The organism is Pseudomonas sp. C9 (assembly GCF_002000165.1).
Taxonomy (GTDB): domain Bacteria; phylum Pseudomonadota; class Gammaproteobacteria; order Pseudomonadales; family Pseudomonadaceae; genus Aquipseudomonas.
Window position 1 is genome coordinate 3,882,376 of the sequence record NZ_MPAK01000001.1, and the last position, 25,836, is coordinate 3,908,211.

The following is a 25,836-nucleotide window of genomic DNA, read 5'->3' on the forward strand; positions in this document are numbered from 1 at the left end:
GAACCTGATCGACCCAGCGCCGTAAAGCGGTGGGCCCGATATCCAGCGATGCACAAACATCTGAAACCGGGCAGTTATCATCAAGCACCATGCTGGCAGCATGAAGCTTGAACTCGCGCGTATAGACCTTTCTTTCGTTCATGGAGCCTCCAAGTTGGCGAAATCATATCGCCCTTAAGAGGTGTCCGAAATTATTAGGCCAGTTCAGGCTTGCCCGCGATGGCGGCCTGACAGCCGACCGATCTCTTGCCGGTGTACACATTCCCTGTGGGAGTCGGGCTTGCCCGCGATGGCGGCCTGACAGCCGACCGATCTCTTGCCGGCGTACTCATTCCCTGTGGGAGCCGGGCTTGCCCGCGATGGCGGCCTGACAGCCGACCGATCTCTAACAGGTGTGCATCAATTGATCGTTCCCACGCTCAGCGCGGGAATGCCGCCGGGGGCGCTCCGCGTTCCATTTTTGTGTGTTGAAAGATGTGTAAGAAACGCAGTGCTTTCCCACGCATTTTTCAGGTTGCCGGGTAGGAAGCAGTCTCTCTAACCTCTGGCTGTCGCTGAAAATTCAGCGACCGGGTGTGAGAGCCCGGCAACTTATGGTCATCCAGTGTCTGTACACGCATAATCGCCGCCAGCTTATTCGCTGCCGGCAAATGCGTTATGGCGGCTGTGTGCGGGCGGACTTCGGTCCGGCCGGGTGTCCATAACCGGTCTTCTCACCTCGCACATAGCTGCCACCTCTTCGCCGTGTGAGAAGCGGCGAGTGGAGGCTCCAACGCTGGAGAAATGCTCAATGGACAAATTAATTCCCGATCCACCCTTCAACGCCACCACCCCAACCGCCGAAGACACCCAATCCGAAGCACTCCTGCGAGACCGCGAAGCCATAAAACGCGCCCTCGACTACTACCTCGATCCCCCGTCCCAATACACCGAAAAAACCCGCCGCCCCAGCACGATGTTTCTGGTCGCCCCCAACATGGGCACCGAAAGCCTCCTGGCCCAGGCCTGCGAGTCACTGGCCTCCGCCAGCGTCATGACCAGTGATTTCGCCGCGAACCTGATCGGCCCGCAGAGAAACACCGTGCTGGCGATCCAGCAGATCATCATGCTGGCCGAGTTGGCGGTGAACCGGGCCTTGGATAACGTCGACCCACAAGCGACCTGACATTCTCCTGGCGAAAAAAAACCCGGCAAAAGCCGGGTTTTTTTGACTGGCGTCGAGATTAAGCGGTGAAGGTTTTGCCTTCGAACTGCTCAGCCACGAATTTCCAGTTGACCAGGCTCCAGAACGCTTCGACGTATTTCGGACGAACGTTGCGGTAGTCGATGTAGTAGGCGTGTTCCCAGACGTCGCAGGTCAGCAGCGGGGTGTCGCCGTTGGTCAGCGGGTTGCCGGCGCCGATGGTGCTGGCCAGGGCCAGGGAACCGTCAGCCTTTTTCACCAGCCAGCCCCAACCGGAACCGAAGGTGCCGATGGACGTCTTGCTGAACTCTTCCTTGAACTTGTCGAACGAACCGAAAGCCGCGTTGATGGCTTCAGCCAGCGCGCCGGTAGGTTGACCGCCGGCGTTTGGCGCCAGGCAGTTCCAGTAGAAGGTGTGGTTCCAGACCTGAGCGGCGTTGTTGAAGATACCGCCCGACGAAGATTTAACGATTTCTTCCAGGGTCTTGCCTTCGAACTCGGTGCCTGGCACCAGGTTGTTCAGGTTCACGACGTAGGTGTTGTGGTGCTTGTCGTGGTGGTATTCCAGAGTTTCCTTGGAAATGTGCGGCTGCAGGGCATCGTGTGCGTAAGGCAGCGGCGGCAATTCGAAAGCCATGATGATTCTCCTAATCAGGTCAGTTGCGGTGAGCGCAAGGCCGATCACGGGCGGCCAGACAAGCGCCGGGGAGTTTGTACTCTTTGCGGCGCAGGGAATCGGATCATAGCACCGGGGGTGCGGCATAACCACGCAACAACTGTGTGGAATAGAGGTTCCAGAGCCTTTTGGAATAATCAGCCTGCAACAATTAATTGAAACGCCACCGCAAACATCATTACCGCGACCAGCAGGTCGAGTATCCGCCATGTACTTGGCCGGGCCAGCCACGGCGCCAGCCACGCCGCGCCCAACGCCAGGGTGAAAAACCACAGCAACGACGCACTCGCCGCGCCCACCACATAAGCACCGGGCTCGGTTTGTTGCGCCCCGAGAGAGCCGATCAGCAACACCGTATCCAGATAAACGTGCGGGTTGAGCAGGGTGACGGCCAACGCACTGAGCATGACGGCACGCAGTGAGCGAACAGTCTGGTTTTCACTCTGTTGCAGGCTTTGTTTCGAGCAGGCCCGGCGCAGCGCCTGGCTGCCGTACCAAATCAGAAACACCGCGCCCCCCCAGCGGGCGACCGCCAGCAGTGTCGGATTTTGCGCCAGGACCGTCGCGAGGCCGAAGACTCCGGCCGCCACCAACAATGCATCGCAGACCACGCACAGCGCCGCCACCGGCAGGTGATGTTCGCGTCGAAGACTTTGCGCGAGCACAAACGCATTCTGAGTGCCGATCGCCATGATCAGTCCAGCGGCGACCAGCAGGCCGTTTACATAACTTTGCCACATACGTCATTACTCCCCGTTGGCCGCGAGATCGCGCAGTACTTGCAGGGCACGTTCAGCATCGGCCTGACCGACGAACAGGTGGTCGTGGTAGTAACCGGCGATCACGTTGCAGCTGATGCCGGCCTTGCCTAAAGCGGTGGCGAACGCGGCAGTCAGGCCAACTGCTTCCAGCGCCGAGTGCACATTCAAGGTGATCCAGGCCGCGACATAGTCGAAGCTGAAACCGGCCTGTTCGGCGTGGGAGCGTTCCAGAATCACGGTCAGACCTTCCTGCTCGCGAAAGCTGCCGACGATCTCAAGGCCAGTCGGCAACGTGCCGTCGCGCAGGGTGCAAAACACGTATTCGCCGGCGTTGAGTTGCGGGCTCATGCTGCGCAGCAAGGTTGCCAATGAAGTTTCACCCGCCATGTCGGTATTCCTTGTTCAAAAGTGCTTGTCGGGCATTCTGGGCTGCTAACCTGTATAAGAAAAACCAATCATGCTGATCGCTCATTAGGAAAACTGATGTTCGACTATAAATTACTCTCTGCCCTGGCTGCCGTTATCGAGCAGGCCGGGTTCGAACGGGCCGCGCAGGTGCTTGGCTTGTCGCAATCGGCGATCTCCCAGCGCATCAAGTTGCTGGAAGCGCGGGTCGGCCAACCGGTGCTGGTGCGGGTTACGCCGCCGGCCCCGACTGAAATCGGTCGGCGCTTGCTCAACCATGTGCAACAAGTGCGTCTGCTGGAGCGTGACTTGCAATCCCAGGTGCCGGCGCTGGACGAAGAAGGCCTGCCGGAGCGTCTGCGAATTGCGTTGAATGCCGACAGCCTGGCCACGTGGTGGGCGCAAGCGGTGGGCGATTTTTGTGCCGAACAACACCTGCTGCTGGATCTGGTGGTCGAGGACCAGACCGTCGGCCTCAAACGCATGCGTGCCGGTGACGTGGCGGCGTGTGTCTGCGCCAGTGAGCGCCCGGTGGCCGGGGCTCGCAGCGTTCTGTTGGGGGCCATGCGTTATCGGGCATTGGCCAGCCCGGCGTTCATCGCCCGGCATTTCCCGCAAGGCGTTCGTGCCGATCAACTGGCGAAAACCCCGGCGCTGGTCTTTGGCCCGGACGATTTCCTGCAACATCGTTACCTTGCTTCGGTGGGGGTTGATGGCGGTTTCGAACACCATTTATGCCCCTCGTCAGAAGGCTTCATTCGTTTGACCGAGGCCGGACTCGGCTGGGGGCTGGTGCCGGAATTACAGGTGCGCGAGCAACTGGAGCGCGGTGTATTGGTCGAGCTTTTGCCAGATAAGCCCATCGATGTGCCGCTGTACTGGCATCATTGGCGTAATGGCGGTCAGCTTCTGGGGTTGCTGACGGACCAATTGGTGCGTTCGTCGAAGCAATGGCTGGTGCCGTTGGACTGACGGGCAGCGTCAAGACTCACGAATCAGGCAAAACGAAAGACATCGGAGCACTACATGAAAATTCTGGTCACCGGCGCAAGCGGCTTCATCGGCGGACGCTTTGCGCGTTTCGCGTTGGAGCAGGGCCTGGACGTGCGGGTCAACGGTCGCCGGGCCGAAAGCGTCGAACATCTGGTGCGCCGTGGCGCCGAGTTTATTCAGGGCGATTTGAGCGACCCGGAACTGGCGCGCGACCTGTGTTCAGATGTCGAGGCCGTAGTCCATTGCGCGGGGGCGGTGGGGCTGTGGGGACGTTATCAGGACTTTCATCAAGGCAACGTCCAGGTCACTGAAAACGTGGTTGAAGCCTGCCTGAAACAGCGCGTTCGACGCCTGGTGCACTTGTCGTCGCCGTCGATCTACTTCGACGGTCGCGACCACTTGGGGTTGACCGAAGAACAGGTGCCCAAGCGTTTCAAGCACCCCTACGCCGCGACCAAATTTTTGGCCGAGCAAAAGGTCTTCGGTGCCCAGGAGTTTGGCCTCGAAACCCTGGCCCTGCGTCCGCGTTTCGTCACCGGCGCAGGTGACATGAGCATCTTCCCACGCCTGCTGAAAATGCAGCGCAAAGGCCGCTTGGCGATCATCGGCAACGGCCTCAACAAGGTCGACTTCACCAGCGTGCACAACCTCAACGAAGCGTTGCTCAGCAGTTTGCTGGCCAGCGGCTCGGCATTGGGCAAGGCCTACAACATCAGTAATGGAACGCCGATTCCGTTGTGGGATGTGGTCAATTACGTCATGCGCAACATGGAAGTCCCACAAGTCACGCGCTACCGTTCCTACGGTTTGGGTTACACCGTCGCGGCACTCAACGAAGGTGTGTGCAAACTGTGGCCGGGGCGTCCCGAGCCGACGTTGTCGCGGCTGGGCATGCAGGTCATGAACAAAAATTTCACCCTGGACATCAGCCGCGCCCGGCATTATCTGGACTACGATCCGAAAGTCAGTGTCTGGGCCGCCCTCGATGAATTCTGCAGTTGGTGGAAGGCTCAAGACCTGCGTTGACGTCGCGCTAGTCGTCTGCCCGCACTGAACCGAGTTGGGAGTAGGGAGTCAATCGGTGCGGCAGTGGGGTTTATACTCGCCGCATAAAGCCATCACCGCGTTTCACAAAGGTTGACTCAATGTCCATGCGTAACGATGCCAACGACGATTTTGATGATGTACCGAGCCTGCGAGCCGACAGCCTCGACGATGATGATGATTTTGCGCCTACCGCTCGCACCAGCGTGCATTCGCGGCCGGCACCGGTGGTCAAGGTCAAGAGCGCCAGCACCGGCGCGCTGTGGGCATTGGTCGGCGCGTTGTTTTTTGCCTTTGCCGGCCTTGCCTGGTGGAGCTTTCAGCAGATCTCGCTGATGGAACAACAACTGGTGGCCACCCAGGAAAGTTTCGCGCGTATCAGTGAGGAAGCGGCGGGGCGCTTGCAGGACATTTCCGGCAAGGTCGTTGCCAGCCAGACCAACGTCACCAGCGACAGCGAAGCGCTGAAACTGCAAATCAAAGACCTGGAAAACAAGCTGCTGGATCAAGGCAAGCAGCAACAAGGCGTAGTCGGTCAGGCCTCGGATCTGGACAAGCGCCTGGCGCAGATGACCGCGCAAACCAGCGATCTGGATAAGCGTCTGGCGCAACTCACCACCCAGCACACCGAACAACAGGCGGCCAATACGCAATTGCAGGCGCAGCTCAAATCGCTGAGCAGCGAATTGACCGCACTGAAAAGTGCCCCGGCGGACACCAGCAAAGTTGAGGCCGAACTGAAAAGCCTTGGCGCCGACGTCGCCGCGCTGAAAAAACAAGGCAACCCAAGTGCCGCCATTGATCGTCTGGAACAAGACATGGTTGTTCTCAAAAGCCTGCAGGACAACCGCCCGGCCGTTGCGCAAGGTTCCACCAATACCGCTGAGTTCGACGCGTTCCGCGGCCAGGTCACCCGCAACATCAACACCCTTCAGGCCCAAATCCAGAACCTGCAGCAGCAGCTTCGCGCCCGGCAATAAACCTCAGGCAGCCTTGTAGCAGCTGTCGAGCCCCGGCGAGGCTGCGTTCGGCTGCGAAGCAGTCGTCAATCCGATCAACTCGGTCTACCTGAAGCACCGAGTCGGTAGATTTTGCGACTGCTTCGCAGCCGGTCGCAGCCTCGCCGGGGCTCGACAGCTGCTACGGGTCTGGGGGTATCTCCCATTGCCGTCTACGCTCTTGAAACATCGACAAGAACGAGGGATGCACAATGGGGGTTTTGCACAAATTGACCTTGATGGGCGCAATGCTGCTTCTGTGCCTGGGCCAGGCTTTCGCTGCCGGCACCGAAAAAGAAGACAGTCAGGCTGCCAGGGCCTTGCTGGAGAAAGCCCTGGCCTATTACCACGACAATGGCGACAAGGCCCTCGCGGCGTTCAGCCGTCAGGGCGAGTTTGTCGACAAAGAGCGCTACGTGTTTGTGGTCGATACCAAAGGCGTAATGCTCGCCAGTGGTGGGCCGTCTGCGGCGTTGATCGGACGAAACTGACCGAGACGCTCGGGCCAGACTTGCAGAAAGCCTTCAAGGACGCCTTGAAAGTACCGGAGGGCAATGGCATCCAGGAGGCTGAATACCGCTGGCAGAACTGGGCCGACGGCAAGGTCGAGCTCAAGCATGTGTTCTATCAGCGCGTGGGGGCGCGAATCCTCGCGGTCGGTTACTACCTGCCACGAGCGTCAGCGGAACAGGCCATGGCGCTGCTGAACAAAGCCGCGACTGATCTGGCCAAGGACGAGAAGGGTACGCTGACCGCCATCAATTCCCTCAAGGGCGGTTACTTGCAGGATGACCTGTATGTATTCGTCGTCGACCTGGACACCCAGCGTTATGTGGCTCACGGCACCAATCTGCGGCTGATCAATACCGACTTCAGCAAGATCAAGGACCCAGACGGCAAACCGGTGGGCGAGCCGATCCTGGCGTTGATGGCCAAACAGGATTATGGCGAATACGCATACCGCTGGAAAAACCCGGTGACCGGCAAGGTTGAAGACAAGCATGCCTATCTGAAAAAGGTCGGGCACTTCCTGGTGGCGGTCGGGTATTACAGCCCTTGAATCTCAGTGACTGATAAACCGCTATCGCGGGCAAGCCCGCTCCCACGGTTGACCGCGTTCTCTGGAACAACACGGTCTATTGTGGGAGCGGGCTTGCCCGCGATGGCCGCGACTCGGTCTACTACCGAACCTTATCCTCTCGCCCGCGCAACAACATATTCGGCATGGCAATCGCCGCCGCCAGCCCCAGCAGCGACACCGCCGCACTGACCATCAGCAAATGCCTGAACGTCAGCAACAACTCCGCGCGCAAGGCGTTTTGCGCATCCCCCGGCGCGGCGTTCAGGCCGTCGAGCAAGACATTGCCCGAGCTGCCCTCGGCAATCAGCGATGAACCGGCAATGTGGGCAAAACTGGAATCCTGCAACAGCGCCAGCAACAGTGCCGACATCAACGCCACTCCCACCGCGCCGCCCAGTGAGCGGAAGAGATTGGTGGTGCTGGTGGCAACGCCGATATCACGCTGCTCCACCGAATTCTGCGTGCCGACCAATGACGTCGGGAATTGCATGCCACTGGCGATCCCGCACAGCAACATGAACAGGCTACTGAGCCAAAAGGCCTGGGGCGGGCTGAACGCCATACCCAGGATCGCCATCGGCATGAGTGCAGCGCCCGTCAGGATCATCGGTTTGTAGCGCCCGGTGACGGAGGTCCGGCGTCCGGCAAAGTACGCACCAATCGGCAAACCCATGGCCAGTGGCAACAGGTGCAGCGCGGCGCTGTCGGCCCCGGCGCCGGTGACGCTCTGGAAGCGCAGCGGCATCAGCACGATCAACGAGATCGCCTGGAAGCTGGTGAAGAAAATCGTGCACCAGCAAAAAATGGCATTGCGGTTGGCGAACAAGTGCATCGGCAGCAAGGGCTCACGCGCCCGACGCTCATGCCAGACGAACAGCGCCAGTACCAACACCGCAGACCCGAACAAGGCCAGCACTTCGGCGCTGCGCCACGAATGACCCTGACCCACCTGAGTGATACCCAGCAGCAACGCAGTCAAACCGATGATCATCAGCAGCGTGCCGAGGTAATCGATGATCGGTTTGCGCTGTGGCACCGGCAGCCCGACGAGTGTGCGATTCGCCACCAGCCAGGCACCGAGGCCCAGCGGCAGATTGATCAAAAACACCCAGCGCCAGGACAAGTACTCGGTCATGTAACCGCCAAGCACCGGGCCGGCTACGCTCGCCACCGCGTACATGCTGCTGAAATAGCCTTGATAACGACCACGTTCCCGAGGCGGCACAATGTCGCCGATGATCGCCTGGCTGACCGAAATCATCCCGCCCGCGCCGATGCCTTGAATGATCCGCGCCAGCACCAATTGCTCCATGCTTTGGGCCATGCCGCAAAACAACGAAGCGAGGGTGAACAACCCCATGCCGAACAGCATCAGCTTGCGCCGACCATACAAATCGCCGAGCTTGCCGTAGATCGGCACCGCCACTGTCATCGCCACCATGTACCCGGAAATCACCCAGGCCAGCAGGCTGACGTCCTTGAACTGCGCGGAAATCGCCGGCATCGAGACGGCGACGATGGTCTGGTCCAGCGCGCCGAGAAAGATCGCCAGCATCAGGGCGATCAGCACGCTGCGAATGGCTGGCTTGGGCGTGTCAGGCTGGTTGAGATTGGTCACGGTAAAACCTGCGGGCAGTGATGGACCCGCAAGGGGCAAGGCGAGCGGGGATGCTCGCCAGTGTACAGGGTGTGTTATCCATTTTTCCCGCGTCGCGTTGCCGCCTGAAAGCGGGCCAGGCAAGGCGCAGCCCGAAGGTAAGGGTTGTTTCCTTGCCGAGGGCTGCAACGCAGCATGGCCCGCTTTCAGGCGACAACCCGAAGGGCCGGGCGTGCTGTTGCGCAGGGCCGCGTTGCTCGGAGCTTATTTGGAATGACCAAACCACGCTCCTCGCGCCTTGCCCTGCGCAACAGCACACCCGGCGCGACGCGGGAAAAATGGATAACACACCCTGCGATAGCAAGCTATTCGATAGCCTCGTATGGAAGCCCGACGTAGTTTTCTGCAATGGTTTTTCGACCGGCTTCGGAACCGACAAAGTAGTCCAGTTCCGAGGCGCTGATCCGTTGGGTGAACTCATCGTGATCGTCAAAACGGTGCAGCATCGAGGTCATCCACCAGGAAAACCGCTCGGCTTTCCACACCCGACGCAGGCAGATCTCGGAGTATTTCTCCAGCAAATCCACGCGTCCTTCCTGGTAAACCTTCAACAGAATATTGAACAGCGTGCTGACGTCACTGGCCGCCAGGTTCAGGCCCTTCGCGCCGGTGGGCGGGACAATGTGCGCCGCGTCGCCGACCAGGAACATCCGCCCGTATTGCATTGGCTCGACCACAAAGCTGCGCAGTGGCGCGATGCTTTTTTCGATGGACGGGCCGGTCACCAACGCGTCGGCGAGGGCGGTCGGCAGCCGCGATTTGAGCTCATCCCAGAAGCGCTGGTCCGACCAGTCCTGCACCTGATCCTCGACCGGCACCTGGAGGTAATAACGGGTACGGGTAGCCGAACGCATGCTGCACAACGCAAAACCACGTTCGTGACGGGCATACACCAACTCTTCGTGCACCGGCGGCGTGTCGGCGAGAATGCCGAGCCAGCCGAACGGATAGACCCGCTCGAATACCTTGAGGCCGTCGTCGGGGATCGATTGGCGAGCCACGCCATGGAAGCCGTCGCACCCGGCGATGTAGTCGCAATCGAGGCGATACGTCTGGCCATCCTTCTCGAAGGTCACGAAAGGTTCGTCGCTTTTCATGCCGTGCGGGACGACATTGCCGGCCTCGTAAATCGTCTGCGCACCGGCCTCCCGACGAGCGGCCATCAGGTCGCGGGTGACTTCGGTCTGGCCATACACCATCACGGTTTTGCCCCCGGTCAGGGCGTGCAGGTCGATGTGTACTTGGCGGCCGTCGAGCGCCAGTTCGAAACCGCTGTGCACCAGTCCTTCGGCGTCCATTCGCTGCCCGACACCGGCCTGACGCAACAGCTCTACCATGCCTTGTTCGAGGACACCGGCACGGATTCGACCGAGCACATAATCCGGGCTTTGGCGTTCAAGAATGAGGGTGTCGATACCGGCGTTGTGCAGCAACTGGCCGAGCAGCAAACCGGACGGACCGGCGCCAATGATGGCGATTTGGGTTTTCAGCGTTTTCATTGTTATCAGGACTCGCAAGCTCCACGCGACCAGAGCCGGTGAATTATTTTTATGGATCGAGTGCTTGCATTTTTCCCTTGCGAGTCTGTCAATTGAAGGTGAAAACTGAGCCGATATCTGTACATTCTGCCAATCGGTGCGATTATCGCCCGTCACCTGAAGCCTGGATTGAAGTGATGAACAAGCCTGACCTGCCTTCGATTCCAGTGTTCAAGCTCTACGGTGAAAGCCTGGACTGGCCGACCCCGGACTTGCTGCACTGCGAAACCATTTCCAAACGCAGCCGCGAACATCAATGGGAAATCAAACCCCACCGCCACGCCGATTTGTGCCAGTTACTCTTCGTCTTCAAAGGTCAGGCAGAGCTTGAAATCGAAGGTAAACGCACGCAACTGACTGAGCCTGCCATCCTGATCCTGCCGCCATTGTCGGTGCACGGTTATCGGTTTTCCGAGGACGTCGAAGGGTTTGTATTGACCCTGGCCGCGCCGTTGGTGACCCATCTGCAGGCGCAACTGGGCAACTCGGTAAATGCGCTGGCCCAGGCCGAAAGCTACCCGGCGGGCAAGGACGGCGATTACCTCAACAGCCTTTTTTCAGCGCTGCAGGACGAATACACCGGTCACCAACCGGCGCGTGAAATGCTCATGCATTCGTTGGTCAGCGTGATCATGGTGTGGGTCAGCCGGCAGGTAATCACGCGCCGCACTGCCAGCCAGCGTCCGCAGCGTGCCCGGGAATACCTCAACGGTTTTATTCAACTGGTGGAAGAGACTTACCGCCAGCACGTCAAGGTCGAAGACCTGGCGCATCGGCTGGGGATTTCCGTGTCCCACCTCAACGGCACGTGCCGTGAACTGGCGGGACAACCGGCGTTGCAGATCATGCACGAACGGCAATTGCTGGAGGCCAAGCGTTTGCTGACCTACACCAGCATGACCATTTACGAAATGTCCGACGTGTTGGGGTTTTCCGATCCGACCAACTTCACGCGCCTGTTCCGGCGTCGAGTGGGGATTTCTCCCAAGGCGTTTCGCGACCGCTTGAAGGCCGATCAGGACAACGAGGCCTGATCCTCTTCGTTAGCGCAGGGCGTTGAGGGTCGCGTTGTGGGGGATGCAGCGCTCGAAGTTGCAGCTCGCAAATTCGCGGGGCAGTTGGCGCAACTGCTCGACCCGCCAGGCGGCTGTGCCATACAGCGCCAGCGTCGCCGCGCAGGTAATGAAAATGGCGAGGTATCTTCTTGTTTTGGTGTTCATGGCGTTTGACCTCTGAACGAATACCGCTTGGGTATTACTTTCAGCATAGGTCAGCGCCAGTGAGTTGCCACTGAAGCGATATCGGCTCTGACACGGTATTCAGAGCCTTGATGATCCCCTGTGGGAGCGAGCTTGCTCGCGATAGCGATTGATCATTCAACAACGATGTCGACTGAACTACCGCTATCGCGAGCAAGCTCGCTCCCACAGGTTTTTTTATAGGCCGACATCCCACTCCGGTTCCTCGGGGAACCTTAAAACAAGAAAATCCAGCAGGCTGCGCAGCGCCGCCGGCATGTGTTTGCGTGAGGCGTACACCGCGTAAATGTTCATCTGCCGGGGTTGCGCATGAGGTAGCAGACGGATCAGCTCACCGCTGTGGATATGCACGCCGGCCTGATAACTGGGGAGCATTGCCACCCCCGCGCCGGCCATTGTCGCGCGCAGCAACGTGCTGGCTTCGTTGGCGCTGATGTTGCCCTGCACCGGCACCGAGACCGGCTCACCGTCCTCCTCGAAATGCCAAAGGCTTTTGCCGAAGTAGGAATGGGTCAGGCAGTTGTGCTGACTCAAATCTTCCACCCGCTGTGGCCTCGGATGTTCACGCAGATAGGCCGGGGACGCGCAAATCACTGAGCGGCAGACCGTCAGCCGACGGGCAATCAGATTCGGGTCCAGGTCGTTGCTGGTGCGTATCGCCAGATCAATGCGTTCATCCACCAGGTTCACGGTGCGGTCGAGCATCTGCATATCGATGCTGACGCCGGGGTAACGTTTGACGTAGGCGGCCATGGCGTCCGCCAGTTGGGCCTGACCAAACGAGGTGCTGACGCTGATCCGCAACAGCCCGCGCGGCGCATCGTCGGGCTCGCGGATGGCGGCTTGCATGTCGGTGGACAAGTCGAGCATCTGCCGGCAGCGGGGCAGCATCTCGGTGCCGGCAGCCGTCAGGCTCAACTTGCGTGTCGTGCGGTGCATCAACCGGGCGCCGACCCAATCTTCCAGTTCCGCCAGATAACGCGAAACCACCGGGCGTGACAGGTCCAGTTGATCGGCCGCCGCCGACTGGCTGCCGAGGTCGACCACGCTGACGAACACGCGCATTGCTTGTAGACGATCCATGATTTGCCCATTTTTAGAAACAAACTATGTTCAAGCATCGCATTTTTTGTACTGAGTCAGGCAACTAAGCTCTGTCCCCCTGTAGGAGCTGACGAGTGAAACGAGGCTGCGATCTTTTGATCTTGCCTTTACAAGATCGCAGCCTCGTTTCACTCGTCAGCTCCTACAGAGCCATCGGCCAACCTTGGCCATCAACAACGGAGCAACAGATGATCGGCTTCACCTCGCTTAAACGTATTTTGCTGGCCACCGCCACGCTCGGCTTCGCGGCCCATGCAGCCGCGGCATCGACGCTGACTCTGGACGTTTACAACCCCGGCGACAAGGCGATTTTCCCGGTGACGTCGGTGCTGGTCAGTGGCGAAAAGGACGCGATTCTGGTGGATGCGCAGTTCGGCAAATCCCAGGCTGAACAGGTCGTCGAGAAAATCCGCGCCAGCGGCAAGCAACTGACCACCATCTACATCAGCCACGGCGACCCGGATTACTACTTCGGCCTCGACACCCTGACCGCTGCGTTCCCGAACGCCAAAGTGCTCGCCTCGCAACCGACCGTGGATCACATCAAGCACACCGTCGACGGCAAACTCGCGTTCTGGGGCCCGAAAATGGGCGCCGACGTCCCCTCTAAAACCATCGTGCCGGGTGTACTCAAGGGCGACAGCCTGATGCTCGAAGGGCAGAAGTTGCAGGTGGTGGGGCTGGCGGGCAAGCAACCGGATCGCACCTTCGTCTGGATTCCGTCGATCAAGGCCGTTGTCGGAGGCGTGGTCGTGGCAGAAAACATCCACGTCTGGATGGCTGACACGCAAACACCGCAGTCACACGCCGATTGGCTGACTACGCTGCATTCCATCGAAACCCTGAAACCGAAAACCATCGTGCCGGGTCATTACCTCGGTGACAGTGCCCGCTCGTTGGCGGCCGTGCAGTTCACCGCCGACTACATCAAGGCCTTCGATGATGAAGCCGCCAAGGCAAAAGACTCTGCTGCACTGATCGCCGCGATGAAGAAACGCTACCCGACGCTGGGCGAGGAAAGCTCGCTGGAGTTGAGCGCCAAAGTCGCGAAGGGCGAGATGAAGTGGGGTGAATGAGTATTCCCACGCTCCGCGTCCCATTCAAAGCTGAACGCGGAGCGTCCGTTGAGGCATTCCCACGCAGAGCGTGGGAACGATCATTCCGCATGCACTAATTCACTTGAGCCAACTGGAGAACGTCATGAGCAACATCGCAATCATCGGAGCCACCGGTCGTGCCGGTAGCCAACTGTTGGAAGAGGCCCTGCGTCGCGGTCACAGCGTTACGGCCATCGCCCGCGACACGTCGAAGCTCGGCCCGCGTGCTGGTGTGGTGAGCAAAGCCGTGGATGCACTCGACGCCGAGGCGTTGCAAGCGGCGGTCGCGGGGCATGATGTGGTGATCAGCGCCGCGCACTTCGCGACCTTGCCCGCCAGTGCCGTCATCGGCCCAGTGAAAAAGGCCGGTGTGAAACGCCTGCTGGTGGTGGGCGGTGCCGGCTCATTGCGGTTGCCGGACGGGACTCGCGTGATCGACAGCAAGGGCTTTCCCGAGGAGTACAAAGCGGAGGCGGGTGCCGGTGCTGTGTTCCTGGAGAACCTGCTTCAGGAAAAGGACCTGGACTGGACCTTCCTGTCACCGTCGGCGGAGTTTGTCGAAGGCGAGCGCACGGGCACGTTTCGTGTCGGCAAGGATGACTTGCTGGTGAGCAGTGCCGGGCGCAGCTGGATCACGTTTGCCGATTATGCGATTGCGATGATGGATGAAGTGGAAGCGCCAAAGCACACTCGCCAGCGTTTCACCGTCGGGTACTGATCACCGCAAACCTTGTAGCAGCTGGCGAAGCCTGCGTCCGGCTGCGTAGCAGTCGTAAACCCTGCATCCACGGTTTTTCTGACACACCGTGAACTATGGTTTTACGACTGCTACGCAGCCGGACGCAGGCTTCGCCAGCTGCTACAGGATTTCGCTCATCGTGCCTGCGCTTGCTCCACCAACCACCCCATCAGCTCGCGCAACTTCGGCGACGGTCCGGGTTTTTCCGGGAACACCAGGTAATACGCCAGCCCCGTCTTCACCTTCAGTTCAAACGGCATGACCAGCCGCCCGGCGCTCAAGTCATCGCCAATCAACGACCAGTCCCCAATCGCTACCCCCGTTCCCTGAGACGCCATCGACATCGCCAGGTCCAGCGTTTCAAAGTGCTGACCCTTGCTGACATTGCTCAAGCGAACATTGGCGGTGGCCAGCCAGGCCTTCCAGTCCCGTTCATCCCGAGTCGGGTGCAGCAGCATGTGTTTCTCAAGATCTTCGGGCGTCTGCAACGGCACCGGGCCTTCGAGCAGCGGTTTGGAGCAGACCGGCGTCAGCTGTTCTTCAAACAGGCGCTGGGACACCAATACGCTGTCTGGCGGCGCGCCGTACATCACCGCCGCGTCGAACTGCTCGCGATGAAAATCCACACCGTGCTTGATCGTGGTAGTCAATTCCACCGGCACATCCGGGCGCTCCCGTTGCCACTGCAACAGGCGCGGCAACAACCAACGCATGACGCACGTCGGGGCCTTGAGTTGCAAGGTCTCGCGCTTCTCGCCGATCTGCTCCACCGCCTCGTCGATCAGGCCGAAAATCTGCTGGACCCGTGGCAGCCACTCGCGTCCCTCGGCCGTCAAATCCAGACCTCGTGCCTGGCGAATGAACAGCTCATAGCCCAGATGATCTTCCAGCCCGGCGATCTGTCGGCTCACTGCGCCTTGGGTGATGTGTAGCTGTTCGGCTGCGCGGGTGAAATTGCAGCACTGCGCGGTGATCAGGAAAGTGTGCAGCGCCGGCAGAGGAGGCAGTCGTTTCATTGGGATCCAAGGTATGACGTGAGGACATGGCTAGTATGATTTTTTATCCATTGTTGCGGCTATGTGTCGCCCGTTCCAATGAGGCCATCCCTGGACCTGCCCACGCATCATAAACAACGCGCAGGCCCGGCGTCTCAATCGAACAAGAAGGGCAAATTACATGGCGACGTGCGGCGAAGTATTGGTCAAGTTACTCGAAGATTACGGGGTCGAGCAGGTGTTCGGCATTCCCGGGGTTCACACCGTGGAGCTGTACCGCGGACTGGCCCGTTCGAGCATCAACCACGTCACTCCGCGTCACGAACAAGGCGCCGGCTTCATGGCCGACGGTTATGCACGCACCAGCGGCAAACCGGGTGTGTGCTTCATCATCACCGGCCCTGGCATGACCAACATCACCACTGCGATGGGTCAGGCTTATGCCGACTCGATCCCGATGCTGGTGATCTCCAGCGTGCAATCGCGCAGCCAGTTGGGCGGCGGTCGCGGCAAGCTGCATGAGCTGCCGAACCAGGGCGCGTTGGTCGCCGGTGTCGCGGCGTTCTCCCACACCTTGATGTCGGCGTCTGAATTGCCCGGCGTACTGGCGCGTACCTTTGCCCTGTTCCAGGCCGGTCGTCCGCGTCCGGTGCACATCGAAATTCCATTGGACGTACTGGTTGAAGAAGCCGATGACCTGCTCAGCAGCGTACCGGTGAACATCGACCGCGCCGGTGCATCGCCGACCGCCGTTTCGCGCATGAGCGAGTTGCTGGCCGGCGCCAAGCGTCCGCTGATCCTCGCCGGTGGCGGTGCCATCGATGCCGCCGCTGAGTTGACCGAACTGGCCGAACTGCTGGACGCGCCAGTCGCCCTGACCATCAATGCCAAGGGCATGCTGGAATCCAGCCACCCGTTGCTGATCGGTTCGACCCAAAGCCTGGTTGCCACCCGCGCCCTGGTGGCCGAGGCCGACGTAGTGTTGGCCATCGGCACCGAGCTGGCCGAGACCGACTACGACGTGACCTTCGCCGGTGGTTTCGAAATCCCTGGCCAATTGCTGCGCGTGGACATCGACCCGGACCAGACCGTGCGCAACTACCCGCCGCACGTGGCGCTGGTGTCCGACTCGCGTAACGCCGCCCAAGCCTTGCTCACTGTCCTGTCGCACACATCGCTGGCGGCGCGCCGCAACGATTGGGGGCAGGTGCGTGCTGCCCGCTTGCGTGAAGAACTGGCCGGCACCTGGGACGCTCCGACACTGGCTCAGACCCGCTTCCTCGAAACCGTTCTGCACGAGTTGCCGGAGGCCGTGTTCGTCGGCGATTCGACCCAGCCTGTCTACACCGGCAACCTGACGTTCAACCCCGAGCGCCCGCGTCGCTGGTTCAACTCGTCCACCGGTTACGGCACCCTCGGTTACGCCTTGCCGGCCGCTATCGGCGCCTGGCTTGGCGGCAGCGTTGTCGGCGATTCGCGTCCTCCGGTGGTGTGTCTGATCGGTGACGGTGGCCTGCAATTCACCCTGCCGGAACTGGCCAGCGCCGTTGAAGCGCGCACTCCGGTGATCGTGCTGCTGTGGAATAACCAGGGCTACGAAGAGATCAAGAAATACATGGTCAACCGCGCCATCGAGCCGGTCGGCGTGGACATCTACACCCCGGACTTCATCGGTGTGGCCAAGGCGCTGGGCTGTGCCGCCGAGGCGGTCAACGGTGTCGAGCAACTGCGCGTTGCATTGCGTGTCGCTGCCGACCGTCAGGGCCCGACCCTGATTGAAATCGATCAGACCCAGTGGATGAAGGCGGTGTCGAAATGAGTTTTCCAACAACCTTGGATGGCGTGTTCATCAATGGCCAATGGTCGGCCGGCAACGAACATCTGCGCGTGATCAACCCGGCAACCGAAGCGTTGCTGACCACCGTCAATGGCGGTGATGCCCAGGCTGTCGATCAGGCCGTGAGCGCGGCGACCAACGCTTTCGCCGAGTGGTCGAAAACCAGCGGTGCCGAACGTGGCGCGATTCTGCGCAACATCGCGGCCGGCGTGCAGGCCGCTCGTGAGCGCTTGATGCACTTGCAGTCGAGCAACAACGGCAAGCCACAGTTTGAAGCGGCCATCGACGTCGACGACGTGATCGCTACCTTCGAGTATTACGCCGGTCTGGCCGAAGGGCTGGACGCGAAACAAGACAGCGCTGTTGAGCTGCCGACGGAAGATTTCAGCGCACGTCTGCGCCGTGAGCCTGCCGGTGTGGTCGGTTTGATCGTGCCGTGGAATTTCCCGATGGTCACCACCGCCTGGAAACTCGCCCCGGCCCTGGCTGCCGGTTGCTGCGTGGTGCTCAAACCGTCCGAAGTGACGCCGCTGCCAGAGTTGGAACTGGCGGCCATCATCGCCAAGGCCGGCTTGCCTGCAGGCGTCTTCAACCTGGTCTGCGGCACGGGCCTGGCGGTCGGAGCGCCGCTGTCGGCGGATCCGCGCATCGCCAAAATCTCCTTCACCGGCAGCAACGCGGTGGGTGTGCAGGTCATGCAACGGGCGGCGGAAACCGTGAAAGGCGTGAGCCTGGAGCTGGGCGGTAAATCGTCGCTGCTGGTGCTGGCCGATGCTGACATCGAACTGGCGGTGGAAGTGGCGTGCGGCGGTGGTTTCTTCAACGCCGGGCAAATGTGCTCCGCCACTAGCCGCGTGCTGGTTGCCGATGAAGTCGCCGATGAATTCCTGTTGCGCCTGAAGGCTCGCGCCGAAGCCATTCGCGTGGCTGACCCGTTCGACCCGGCGGTGGAAATGGGTGCGCTGGTCAACCACGCGCAATACCAGCGTGTGCTCGGTCACATCGACCGGGGCTTGAGTGCGGGCGCCAAGCTGATGTGCGGCGGTAATCGTCCGGCAGACCTGCCGCGCGGATATTTTTTACAGCCGACAATTTTCACTGAAGTGCCCCTCGACAGTGCGTTGTGGTGTGAAGAGATTTTCGGCCCGGTGATCTGCGTTCGCAGTTTTGCCACTGAAGCCGAGGCGATTGCCTTGGCCAACGACAGTCAGTTTGGCCTGGTCGCCAGCGTCGTCACGCGCAATGCCGAAACGGCTGACCGCGTCGCTAACGCCTTGCAGGCGGGGCTGGTGTGGATCAACGCGCCACAGGTGATCTTCCCGCAGACCGCCTGGGGTGGCTACAAGCAGAGCAGCATCGGCCGCGAATTGGGGCCGTGGGGCTTGCAGGCTTTCCAGGAAATAAAACACGTGATTCGGGCCGTCTGACGGCACGAAAACGGTGAGCGCATGCCTCGAAACGAGGCATGCGCTGGCGTCATGGCTTCAATGAGTTTTTATCGATAGTCAGGTGATTTACACGACCTCAGGATGAACCCGTCGGCTCAGCTCTAACCCTTTGAATACGGGGGTTTGAAGCGGATCTGACCGCGCGGATACAACGGTTGCGACCAACCTCATAATTTACAAAAACAAAGGGAGTCCTTCATGGGCGAGCATGATCTGAACAGACGTCAATTCATCAAAACCGTGGGCGTAGCCTCGGTGGCAGCGGCCGCCATGAGCATGCCGTTCATCAAGGCCAATGCCAGCGACACACGTTTTGCCGGCAAGACCCTGCGTTTGCTGACCTGGTCCGATGACACCGGTCTGGCAGCCCTGCGCAATATCGCTGCAACTTTCGAAGACAAGTACGGCTGCAAGGTCATCGCTGACCGTACCGGCAGTACCTCGGAAATGGTTGCCAAACTGAAGGCCGGCGGTGATCGTCCGCAGTACGACATCATCACCCTGGCTGGCGTCGGTGCCGAAGGTCTGGCCGCCGCCAACCTGCTGGAAAAACCCGACCTCAACCGCATTCCCAACCTGGTCGACGTACCGGAAAAATACCGCACCGGCGCCAATGGCCACGGTATCGGTTACCTCCTGTGGTGCAACAGCCTCGTCTACAGCACCCGCACCCAGAAAGAAGCGCCGACCAGCTACGCCGCCCTGTGGGATGCCGAGCAGTCGCCGAACATCTTCCTGCCGCCGCCAAACTGGACCGAGGCCATGGACCTGATCATCATCGCCGCCAAACTGGCCGGTGGTGACGAACACAACATTGAGCCGGGCTTCAAGAAACTCGCCGAGTTGAAAGATCGCGTGGTGACCCTGGGTGAAAACCCGAACCAGATCGCCGAGCTGTTCCGCACCGGTTCCCTGGACATGGGCGGGCTGTACGCGCCGGCGTTCTTCCCGAAACAGATTCGCGATCCGGCCTACGGCTTGAGTGCAACCTTTGGCATGAAGGAAGGTTTCTACACCGACTTGATGCAATCGGTCATGCCGAAGAACCGTCCGGGCGACACCGACATGGCGTACGCCTTCATCAACCACTCTCTGGACCCGGTAGTGCAGGGCAAGATGGCTGAAGACATCTACAACGGCCCGGTCAACGCCAAGGCGATCATCTCCGCCGAAGCGCGCAAGAGCCCGTACATCCTCACGCCAGAGCAGATTGCCGAGAAGGCGATCATGCACGACAACGCCTTCCTGGCCACCGTGCATGACCAATGGATTCGTCGCTACACGGAAATCTTTTCTTCCTGATCTGAATCGCAGGGAGGTTCTTCGAACCTCATCGCGGGCAAGCCTCGCTCCTACAAGAGCAGCGCCATACCTGTACGAGCATGGCTTGCCCGCGATCGAGTGCGCAGCACTCGCCAAGATCTTCCATTGACGAGACCTTTGCTATGGAACACCAACCTCTGACTCATCCGGTGAGTGTCGCCCCCGTGCGCGCCAACCGGGGTGTTTCGCCGACGACGCGCGCCTGGCTTTTCCTGTCGCCGTCGATGCTGTTCATGGGTGTGCTGATTGCCGCCAGCCTGCTGGTCCTGCGCATGAGCGTGGGCACCAAAGGCGCGGAGTGGACCGGGTTCAGCCTGGCCAGTTACGCTCAATTGCTGGAACCGTATTACCTCAAATCGTTGCTGCTGACCCTGCGCCTGGCGCTGATCAGCGCAGTTATTGCCGTCGTGTTGGCGATCCCGGTGGCCTACACCATGTCGCGCCTGACCTCACCGTTCGTGCGCCGGATCTTCCTCGCCGCGGTGCTGTTGCCGTTGCTGGTCAACCTGCTGCTGCAAAGCTACGGCTGGCTGGTGATTCTCGGCCCTGGCGGCATGCTCAACCAGGCACTGATGGGCCTGGGCTTGATCAAGCGTCCGATCATGCTGCTTTACAACCAGAACGGCGTGCTGATGGGCCTGGTGCAAACCGCGTTCCCGCTGGCCGTGCTGCCGATTGCCAGCGCCATGCGCGGCGTCGCCCGTACTTACGAAGAAGCCGCCGCGACACTGGGCGCGAGTCGCTTGCAGGTGTTCCGCCAGGTGGTGTTGCCGATGAGCATGCCGGGGATCATCACCGGCGCGACGTTGGTGTTTGCCTACAACGCCAGCAGCTTCGTGGTGCCCCTGCTGCTCGGTGGTCGACGCGTGCCGATGCTGGCGGTGATGGTCCATGACCAGATCGCCCCGCTGATGAACTGGCCCGCGGCCTCCGCTGCCGGTGTGGTGCTGATTGTCACCACGCTCGCGATCATGACTTTGTCCGAATACATCACTGGCCGCCGTCGGCGCATGCTGGAGGCTTCGCAATGAGTACCCTGACCAAGAAACGTTATGGGCTGCTGCCGGGCGAAACCGGCAAGTTCGCCGGCATCCTCTCGGGCTTCATCCTGCTGCTGGCGGTGTTGCCGATCCTGACCATGATCGTGATGTCGTTCAGCGGTTCGTCGAACCTCGACTTTCCGCCGAGCAGCTACAGCCTGCAATGGTACAAAGCGGCCTGGCACACCTTCGTCTCGCCGGACGGCAACGACGTGCTGAGCCTGGGCAAGGCGATGACCACCAGCCTGATGGTCGCGTGCCTGACCATGGTTTTCGCCACGATCATCGCGGTGCCGGCGTCTTACGCGCTGACCCGTTGCGAGTTCCGTGGCAAAGCCGTGGCGTTGCAACTGATGTCGCTGCCGTTGGTGTTCCCGATGGTGGTATTGGGCCTGGCATTGCTGCTGGTGTTCGACAGCCTGCCGTTCCAGATGACCACCTCGCGGCTGGTGATTGCCCACGTGATCCTGGCGCTGCCCTTCGTGGTGAAAAACTGCACCGCGGCGATGCTGTCCATCGGCACCGAAGTCGAGGAGGCCGCGCAAATGCTCGGTGCCTCGCCGACCCGGGCGATTGTCGATGTGGTGGTACCGCTGATGAAATCGGGGATTCTGGCGGGGATGCTGCTGGCGTTCATCGTCTCGTTCAACGAATTTACCGTGACCTATTTCCTCTACACCATCGACGTCATGACCGTGCCGATCTGGATGTACAGCCGCACCGTGTCTTCGCTCGACCCTACCGTTTTCTCGTTTGCCGTGCTGATCGTGTTGATCGACTTTGTCCTGATCTGGGCGCTCGAAAAACTGGTCGGTGAAGGTGGCGTTTCGTTCTGATTTCTTGAGGTAATTCACATGTCTGGTCTGATTCTGGAAAACGTCGAGAAACACTACGGCTCGGCTTGCGCGGTAAAGGATGTAAACCTGCATTTGCCGGAAGGCAAACTGGTGTGTTTCCTCGGCCCTTCGGGGTGTGGCAAAACCACGTTGCTGCGCATGATTGCCGGCCTTGAAACCCTGACCGGCGGCGAGATTCGCCTGGACGGTGACGACATCGGCAACACGCCTGCGCACCAGCGCAACTTCGGCATGGTGTTTCAATCACTGGCCTTGTTCCCGCACATGACCGTGGGGGAGAACATCGCCTATCCACTGAAACTGCGTGGCGTCAGCAAGGCTGATCAGCAGGCGCGGGTGGTGGAATTGCTGGAGCTGATTCAGCTGCAGGAAATGATTGATCGCCCGGTGGCAAAACTCTCCGGTGGTCAGCGTCAGCGCGTGGCGATTGCCCGGGCGATTGCCAACCACCCGAAAATCCTGCTGCTGGATGAGCCGCTGTCGGCGCTGGACGCCAAGCTGCGCGAGTCGATGCAGGTGGAAATCCGTCAGCTGCAACAACGCCTGAACATCACCACGATCATGGTGACCCACGATCAGCGTGAGGCAATGACCATGGCCGATATCGTCGTGGTGTTGGGTGAGCATCGCGTGCAACAAGTGGGTACGCCGATTGAAATCTACCGCCACCCGGCCAACGAATTTGTCGCGGACTTTATCGGTTCCGGCAACATCTTCCCGGCCACGGCGCTGGGCAACGGCAAAGTCAGTTTGCCAGGTGGCGATGCACTGCAAGTGCCGATCTGCAGCAGCATCGTCGTCGGCGAGAAAGTGAAGATGCTGATTCGCCCGGAAGACCTGCAACTGTCGCACCCGCAGGCAACGGCGGGGAATCGTTTGATGGGCACGGTGACGTTCGTGCGTGATATCGGCGCGACGATTGAAACCACCGTGGAGTGTTCCGGGGTGACGTTTACCGCGCTGAGCACGCCGTGCCAGGGGTTTGGGTTGAGCATTGGCAACCCGGTGTCGGTGACGTTGCCGGCTGAGGCTTGCCGCGTACTCGGCGCCTGATCCCAAATTTTTATTGCCTGAACTGGCCTCATCGCGGGCAAGCCCGCTCCCACAGGTTTTGTGTACACCGTGATCCCTGTGGGAGCGGGCTTGCCCGCGATGAGGCCATCAGCCACGCAACAATTTCTGGATCAGACACTCAACCGCAACCGCGCCAAATCCCGCAATGGCGGCGCCCCAAACAACCGACTGTATTCGCGGCTGAACTGCGAGGGGCTTTCATACCCCACCCGATACCCCGCCGCCGAAGCCTCCAGTCCTTCGGCCAGCATCAACCGCCGCGCTTCCTGTAACCGCAGTTGCTTCTGATACTGCAACGGGCTCATCGCCGTCATCGCCTTGAACCGGTGATGCAGCGTCGACACGCTCAAATTCACTTCCTTGGCCAGATCATCGATACGCAGCGGCTGCTCATAGTTGCCGTTGAGCCACTTGATCGCCTGACTGATGCGATGGCTCTGGCTGTTGGCGATGGCGATTTCATACAGCCGATGCCCCTGCGGACTGCGCAACAACCGATAAAGAATCTCCCGACGAATCAGCGGCGCGAGCATGGCGATGTCTTTCGGCGTGTCCAGCAACCGCGCCAGGCGCAGCACTGCGTCGAGCATCGCGGTGTCGATGCGTTCGACATACAGGCCTCGACCGGTAGGGCGGGTCGGAACGCCCAAGGGGCCAGCGTCGGCGATCAACGCAGTGATTTCTGCCGGGTCGATGTCCAGGCGCACGGCAAGGATCGGCGTCTCGGGCGAGATGTCCACCACCCGCCCGCTCAGCGGCATCGAGACCGACACCACCAGGTAATTCAGCGGGTCGTAGTTGAAGTGCTCGTCGGCCAGCCGGACCTCTTTGCGCCCCTGCGCCATGATGCACAGCGCCGGTTGCGCGAGCACCGGGGAAAACTCGTGGGACTGGCTGTGGCGTGACATGAACAGCGAACCGACGGCCGTCGCATAGGTGCCATCGTCCGACGTATTGCGGCGAATGATAGCGGCCAGTTCTTCGCGCTGTTTCTCCATGTCGGCATCCAGCGGAACTTGAACGTGATCGAACGACGACATGCCGGGCATCCTCGCTGAGGGGGGTAGGTAATGAGCCGAGCTTAAATTTGTGCAAGACAAAGCGGTAGACACATCCTGCCTCAACCTTGCCTGATTCTGCGCGGCGTGGGTTAACGGTGCGTCTATGTCTGCGTATCGCCGGGGAAACTTGCTTGAAACCCGTGTTTCATTGGCGTGGAACGTATAGACAGGCCGCTACGGCCGTTTTGGAACACCGCGCAGGATTGTGCAATAAGCCGGCAGAAATCGACTAACCGCGCTGGATTGTGCGCGATTAACCTTTGATCCTGTCGCAGCCCGTCCCACGGCTGCCACTCGAGTACCTGGGAGGGTTGAACATGTCTACGCAGATCCCCGTCAGTCACATGGCTTTTGTGCGTGCCCGCGCCGGGCGCTCGGCGGAGCTCGGTGTGCGCCTGAGCGCGTTGATCGAGCCATCGCGCAGCGCGCCGGGTTGCCTGAGTTTTTCCCTGCAGCATTCACAATGCGATCCCGAGTTGTGGCTGGTTTCCGGTTTTTGGGCCCATCAGCAAGCCATGACCGCTTATTTCAGCACGCCGGCGATGGAAGTGTTCGCCGAGCTGGTGCAGGAACTGGTGGTCAACAGCCTGGACTTTCATACCTTCAAGGAGGTCTCCGCCGCTCAGGCCCTGGGCCAGTCCGGGTCGTGGGTACACAAAATGGCGGGTTGAGGGTTTAATGAGCGCATTCTCAATCAGCCAGGATCCGCGACATGGCACGTAAAGCCTTTGAACACTTCGAAGCCGTTTCCGCAGTAGTACCGGGTGAAGGGGGTTACCACGCCGCCATCGCCGTCAAAGCCCTGGGTGGCGCGGGCGCACCGCGTTTTCACAAAGTCCTCGAAGGCCAGGTCTTCAAGACCGCCCATGAGGCCGATGAAGCAGCAGCCAAAGAGCTGACCCGCCTCAAAGACGTCAAGGAAAACACCGACCTGCTTTGGTGATTTACCGGTTTGCCCCCGGGCGATACATCTTGAACAACGCCTCCGGTCCCAGCTGAAAATAGTCCGCTGGCCCACCGCCGCGCAGAATCGGTTCTGCCGCGGCGGTGTCGTATACCCCGTCCTTCAACAGCCACTTGGCGATATGCACGGCGACCACTTCGCCGAGAATCAGCCAACTCGGCACCACGTTTCCGTCGGCGCGTTGCAACTGAATGATCTGCGTGACCTTGCACTCGAAGGACACCGGGCTTTCGGCCACCCGTGGCACCTGGATGATTTTCGAGGCGAGGGGCGTGAGCCCCGACAGTTCGAACTCATTGACCTCGGGGCTGACCATGGCGCAGCTCTGATTCATTTGCTCGGCCAGCGGGCGGGTGGCCAGGTTCCAGGCGAATTCGCCGGTCTGCTCGATGTTGTTCAGGCTGTCTTTGCGCCCGACGCTGGAAAATCCAATGATCGGCGGAATGTAGTTAAAGGCATTGAAGAAGCTGTACGGCGCCAGGTTCAGGCGGCCGTTGGCATCCTGCGAGGAAATCCAGCCGATAGGGCGCGGGCCGACGATGGCGTTGAACGGGTCGTGGGGCAGGCCGTGGCCGTTGGCTGGTTCGTAGAAATGGATGTCGATGTCGTCAGCCATGAAAGGGTTCCTGGGGCTTCATTCGGGATCGGGCCATAGTGCAAGGACGAACGCGTTATTTCCAGCAACACGATCCAAATGTGGGA

26 protein-coding genes and 1 pseudogene are annotated in these 25,836 nt (G+C 60.3%); 16 read left to right on the plus strand and 11 right to left on the minus strand.

The annotated features are described in order from the left end of the window. Nucleotides 1-142, minus strand: a 142-nt coding sequence (locus BMS17_RS18085; RefSeq protein ID WP_139348144.1) for a transposase, incomplete at its 3' end; no start/stop codon positions are given. Nucleotides 143-790: 648 nt separating this feature from the next. On the opposite strand from BMS17_RS18085, the gene BMS17_RS18090 reads away from it, so the two are divergent. Further along, nucleotides 791-1,165 (plus strand): DUF6124 family protein, encoded by a 375-nt coding sequence (locus BMS17_RS18090; RefSeq protein WP_077431354.1) that lies wholly within the window; start codon nt 791-793, stop codon nt 1,163-1,165. Between the two features lie 58 nt (nt 1,166-1,223). Here the strand turns inward: BMS17_RS18090 and BMS17_RS18095 are convergent, their stop codons facing one another. The 3 genes from BMS17_RS18095 to BMS17_RS18105 form a co-directional block, all read right to left on the minus strand. Beyond that, nucleotides 1,224-1,820: a superoxide dismutase gene (locus BMS17_RS18095; protein ID WP_077431355.1), complete on the minus strand. Its 597-nt coding sequence runs from the start codon at nt 1,818-1,820 to the stop codon at nt 1,224-1,226. Nucleotides 1,821-1,996: 176 nt separating this feature from the next. Beyond that, entirely contained in the window at nt 1,997-2,599 is a 603-nt protein-coding gene (locus tag BMS17_RS18100; protein ID WP_046033234.1) for a LysE/ArgO family amino acid transporter, read from the minus strand. A 6-nt stretch (nt 2,600-2,605) separates the two neighbouring features. Then, nucleotides 2,606-3,007 (minus strand): ACT domain-containing protein, encoded by a 402-nt coding sequence (locus BMS17_RS18105; RefSeq protein ID WP_046033235.1) that lies wholly within the window; start codon nt 3,005-3,007, stop codon nt 2,606-2,608. A gap of 96 nt (nt 3,008-3,103) precedes the next feature. On the opposite strand from BMS17_RS18105, the gene BMS17_RS18110 reads away from it, so the two are divergent. From BMS17_RS18110 to BMS17_RS18125, 4 genes and pseudogenes are all read left to right on the plus strand, one after another. Then, a complete protein-coding gene (locus BMS17_RS18110; RefSeq protein ID WP_077431356.1) occupies nt 3,104-3,997 on the plus strand; it encodes a LysR family transcriptional regulator ArgP in 894 nt (297 codons plus the stop codon). Nucleotides 3,998-4,051: 54 nt separating this feature from the next. Beyond that, nucleotides 4,052-5,044 (plus strand): NAD(P)-dependent oxidoreductase, encoded by a 993-nt coding sequence (locus BMS17_RS18115; RefSeq protein WP_077431357.1) that lies wholly within the window; start codon nt 4,052-4,054, stop codon nt 5,042-5,044. 119 nt (nt 5,045-5,163) lie between these two features. Next, nucleotides 5,164-6,042: an ATPase gene (locus BMS17_RS18120; RefSeq protein WP_077431358.1), complete on the plus strand. Its 879-nt coding sequence runs from the start codon at nt 5,164-5,166 to the stop codon at nt 6,040-6,042. 230 nt (nt 6,043-6,272) lie between these two features. Continuing rightward, nucleotides 6,273-7,120 (plus strand): annotated as a pseudogene (locus BMS17_RS18125) (cache domain-containing protein). A 121-nt stretch (nt 7,121-7,241) separates the two neighbouring features. Here BMS17_RS18125 and BMS17_RS18130 read toward each other — a convergent pair. Together BMS17_RS18130 and pobA are read right to left on the minus strand one after the other, a co-directional pair. Continuing rightward, complete coding sequence (locus tag BMS17_RS18130) at nt 7,242-8,759, minus strand: MDR family MFS transporter (protein WP_046033240.1); 1,518 nt, start codon at nt 8,757-8,759, stop codon at nt 7,242-7,244. Nucleotides 8,760-9,103: 344 nt separating this feature from the next. Continuing rightward, the gene (pobA, locus tag BMS17_RS18135) at nt 9,104-10,297 is read right to left on the minus strand and encodes a 4-hydroxybenzoate 3-monooxygenase (RefSeq protein ID WP_077431359.1); all 1,194 of its coding nucleotides are present in this window, start codon (nt 10,295-10,297) and stop codon (nt 9,104-9,106) included. A 176-nt stretch (nt 10,298-10,473) separates the two neighbouring features. Between pobA and BMS17_RS18140 the strand changes: the two genes are divergently transcribed. Beyond that, entirely contained in the window at nt 10,474-11,370 is an 897-nt protein-coding gene (locus BMS17_RS18140) for a helix-turn-helix domain-containing protein (RefSeq protein ID WP_046033242.1), read from the plus strand. 9 nt (nt 11,371-11,379) lie between these two features. Here BMS17_RS18140 and BMS17_RS30380 read toward each other — a convergent pair whose 3' ends face one another. After that, nucleotides 11,380-11,556 (minus strand): hypothetical protein, encoded by a 177-nt coding sequence (locus tag BMS17_RS30380; RefSeq protein ID WP_175648977.1) that lies wholly within the window; start codon nt 11,554-11,556, stop codon nt 11,380-11,382. Nucleotides 11,557-11,772: 216 nt separating this feature from the next. Next, nucleotides 11,773-12,678, minus strand: coding sequence for a LysR family transcriptional regulator (locus BMS17_RS18145; protein WP_218191590.1), 906 nt, complete (start codon nt 12,676-12,678; stop codon nt 11,773-11,775). Nucleotides 12,679-12,887: 209 nt separating this feature from the next. Here BMS17_RS18145 and BMS17_RS18150 point away from each other — a divergent pair, with 209 nt between their 5' ends. Continuing rightward, the gene (locus tag BMS17_RS18150) at nt 12,888-13,775 is read left to right on the plus strand and encodes an MBL fold metallo-hydrolase (RefSeq protein WP_077431360.1); all 888 of its coding nucleotides are present in this window, start codon (nt 12,888-12,890) and stop codon (nt 13,773-13,775) included. Nucleotides 13,776-13,899: 124 nt separating this feature from the next. Beyond that, nucleotides 13,900-14,514 (plus strand): NAD(P)-dependent oxidoreductase, encoded by a 615-nt coding sequence (locus tag BMS17_RS18155; protein WP_077431361.1) that lies wholly within the window; start codon nt 13,900-13,902, stop codon nt 14,512-14,514. Nucleotides 14,515-14,669: 155 nt separating this feature from the next. Here the strand turns inward: BMS17_RS18155 and BMS17_RS18160 are convergent, their stop codons facing one another. Beyond that, nucleotides 14,670-15,551 carry a LysR substrate-binding domain-containing protein gene (locus tag BMS17_RS18160; protein WP_077431362.1) on the minus strand — a complete coding sequence of 294 codons (882 nt, stop codon included), beginning with the start codon at nt 15,549-15,551 and terminating at the stop codon, nt 14,670-14,672. A 160-nt stretch (nt 15,552-15,711) separates the two neighbouring features. On the opposite strand from BMS17_RS18160, the gene BMS17_RS18165 reads away from it, so the two are divergent. The 6 genes from BMS17_RS18165 (at nt 15,712) to BMS17_RS18190 (ending at nt 23,088) form a co-directional block, all read left to right on the plus strand. Next, nucleotides 15,712-17,349: a 5-guanidino-2-oxopentanoate decarboxylase gene (locus BMS17_RS18165; RefSeq protein ID WP_077431363.1), complete on the plus strand. Its 1,638-nt coding sequence runs from the start codon at nt 15,712-15,714 to the stop codon at nt 17,347-17,349. Further along, on the plus strand, nt 17,346-18,794 hold the full coding sequence (locus tag BMS17_RS18170; RefSeq protein WP_077431364.1) for an aldehyde dehydrogenase family protein: 1,449 nt from the start codon (nt 17,346-17,348) through the stop codon (nt 18,792-18,794). The genes BMS17_RS18165 and BMS17_RS18170 overlap by 4 nt, the downstream gene beginning before the upstream one ends. Nucleotides 18,795-19,013: 219 nt before the next feature. Then, the gene (locus tag BMS17_RS18175) at nt 19,014-20,117 is read left to right on the plus strand and encodes an extracellular solute-binding protein (protein WP_046033249.1); all 1,104 of its coding nucleotides are present in this window, start codon (nt 19,014-19,016) and stop codon (nt 20,115-20,117) included. Nucleotides 20,118-20,260: 143 nt separating this feature from the next. Then, nucleotides 20,261-21,169 carry an ABC transporter permease gene (locus BMS17_RS18180; RefSeq protein ID WP_046033250.1) on the plus strand — a complete coding sequence of 303 codons (909 nt, stop codon included), beginning with the start codon at nt 20,261-20,263 and terminating at the stop codon, nt 21,167-21,169. Beyond that, a complete protein-coding gene (locus BMS17_RS18185) occupies nt 21,166-22,014 on the plus strand; it encodes an ABC transporter permease (RefSeq protein ID WP_077431365.1) in 849 nt (282 codons plus the stop codon). The genes BMS17_RS18180 and BMS17_RS18185 overlap by 4 nt, the downstream gene beginning before the upstream one ends. Before the next feature lie 18 nt (nt 22,015-22,032). Next, the gene (locus BMS17_RS18190; RefSeq protein WP_077431366.1) at nt 22,033-23,088 is read left to right on the plus strand and encodes an ABC transporter ATP-binding protein; all 1,056 of its coding nucleotides are present in this window, start codon (nt 22,033-22,035) and stop codon (nt 23,086-23,088) included. A 131-nt stretch (nt 23,089-23,219) separates the two neighbouring features. Here the strand turns inward: BMS17_RS18190 and BMS17_RS18195 are convergent, their stop codons facing one another. Beyond that, nucleotides 23,220-24,149, minus strand: coding sequence for an AraC family transcriptional regulator (locus tag BMS17_RS18195; protein WP_077431367.1), 930 nt, complete (start codon nt 24,147-24,149; stop codon nt 23,220-23,222). Nucleotides 24,150-24,487: 338 nt separating this feature from the next. On the opposite strand from BMS17_RS18195, the gene BMS17_RS18200 reads away from it, so the two are divergent. Then, entirely contained in the window at nt 24,488-24,841 is a 354-nt protein-coding gene (locus BMS17_RS18200) for an antibiotic biosynthesis monooxygenase family protein (protein ID WP_046033254.1), read from the plus strand. A gap of 41 nt (nt 24,842-24,882) precedes the next feature. Beyond that, nucleotides 24,883-25,113 carry a hypothetical protein gene (locus BMS17_RS18205; RefSeq protein ID WP_046033255.1) on the plus strand — a complete coding sequence of 77 codons (231 nt, stop codon included), beginning with the start codon at nt 24,883-24,885 and terminating at the stop codon, nt 25,111-25,113. Nucleotide 25,114: 1 nt separating this feature from the next. On the opposite strand, the gene BMS17_RS18210 is transcribed toward BMS17_RS18205, so the two are convergent. After that, nucleotides 25,115-25,750, minus strand: a complete 636-nt coding sequence (locus tag BMS17_RS18210) for a flavin reductase family protein (RefSeq protein WP_046033256.1) — start codon at nt 25,748-25,750, stop codon at nt 25,115-25,117. Between the last annotated feature and the right edge of the window lie 86 nt (nt 25,751-25,836).

Coding starts and splice junctions, on each gene's coding strand:
- BMS17_RS18090 (WP_077431354.1), top strand. CDS start 791: ATGGACAAATTAATTCCCGATCCACCCTTCAACGCCACCACCCCAACC.
- BMS17_RS18095 (WP_077431355.1), bottom strand. CDS start 1,820: ATGGCTTTCGAATTGCCGCCGCTGCCTTACGCACACGATGCCCTGCAG.
- BMS17_RS18100 (WP_046033234.1), bottom strand. CDS start 2,599: ATGTGGCAAAGTTATGTAAACGGCCTGCTGGTCGCCGCTGGACTGATC.
- BMS17_RS18105 (WP_046033235.1), bottom strand. CDS start 3,007: ATGGCGGGTGAAACTTCATTGGCAACCTTGCTGCGCAGCATGAGCCCG.
- BMS17_RS18110 (WP_077431356.1), top strand. CDS start 3,104: ATGTTCGACTATAAATTACTCTCTGCCCTGGCTGCCGTTATCGAGCAG.
- BMS17_RS18115 (WP_077431357.1), top strand. CDS start 4,052: ATGAAAATTCTGGTCACCGGCGCAAGCGGCTTCATCGGCGGACGCTTT.
- BMS17_RS18120 (WP_077431358.1), top strand. CDS start 5,164: ATGTCCATGCGTAACGATGCCAACGACGATTTTGATGATGTACCGAGC.
- pobA (WP_077431359.1), bottom strand. CDS start 10,297: ATGAAAACGCTGAAAACCCAAATCGCCATCATTGGCGCCGGTCCGTCC.
- BMS17_RS18140 (WP_046033242.1), top strand. CDS start 10,474: ATGAACAAGCCTGACCTGCCTTCGATTCCAGTGTTCAAGCTCTACGGT.
- BMS17_RS30380 (WP_175648977.1), bottom strand. CDS start 11,556: ATGAACACCAAAACAAGAAGATACCTCGCCATTTTCATTACCTGCGCG.
- BMS17_RS18145 (WP_218191590.1), bottom strand. CDS start 12,678: ATGGATCGTCTACAAGCAATGCGCGTGTTCGTCAGCGTGGTCGACCTC.
- BMS17_RS18150 (WP_077431360.1), top strand. CDS start 12,888: ATGATCGGCTTCACCTCGCTTAAACGTATTTTGCTGGCCACCGCCACG.
- BMS17_RS18155 (WP_077431361.1), top strand. CDS start 13,900: ATGAGCAACATCGCAATCATCGGAGCCACCGGTCGTGCCGGTAGCCAA.
- BMS17_RS18160 (WP_077431362.1), bottom strand. CDS start 15,551: ATGAAACGACTGCCTCCTCTGCCGGCGCTGCACACTTTCCTGATCACC.
- BMS17_RS18165 (WP_077431363.1), top strand. CDS start 15,712: ATGGCGACGTGCGGCGAAGTATTGGTCAAGTTACTCGAAGATTACGGG.
- BMS17_RS18170 (WP_077431364.1), top strand. CDS start 17,346: ATGAGTTTTCCAACAACCTTGGATGGCGTGTTCATCAATGGCCAATGG.
- BMS17_RS18175 (WP_046033249.1), top strand. CDS start 19,014: ATGGGCGAGCATGATCTGAACAGACGTCAATTCATCAAAACCGTGGGC.
- BMS17_RS18180 (WP_046033250.1), top strand. CDS start 20,261: ATGGAACACCAACCTCTGACTCATCCGGTGAGTGTCGCCCCCGTGCGC.
- BMS17_RS18185 (WP_077431365.1), top strand. CDS start 21,166: ATGAGTACCCTGACCAAGAAACGTTATGGGCTGCTGCCGGGCGAAACC.
- BMS17_RS18190 (WP_077431366.1), top strand. CDS start 22,033: ATGTCTGGTCTGATTCTGGAAAACGTCGAGAAACACTACGGCTCGGCT.
- BMS17_RS18195 (WP_077431367.1), bottom strand. CDS start 24,149: ATGTCGTCGTTCGATCACGTTCAAGTTCCGCTGGATGCCGACATGGAG.
- BMS17_RS18200 (WP_046033254.1), top strand. CDS start 24,488: ATGTCTACGCAGATCCCCGTCAGTCACATGGCTTTTGTGCGTGCCCGC.
- BMS17_RS18205 (WP_046033255.1), top strand. CDS start 24,883: ATGGCACGTAAAGCCTTTGAACACTTCGAAGCCGTTTCCGCAGTAGTA.
- BMS17_RS18210 (WP_046033256.1), bottom strand. CDS start 25,750: ATGGCTGACGACATCGACATCCATTTCTACGAACCAGCCAACGGCCAC.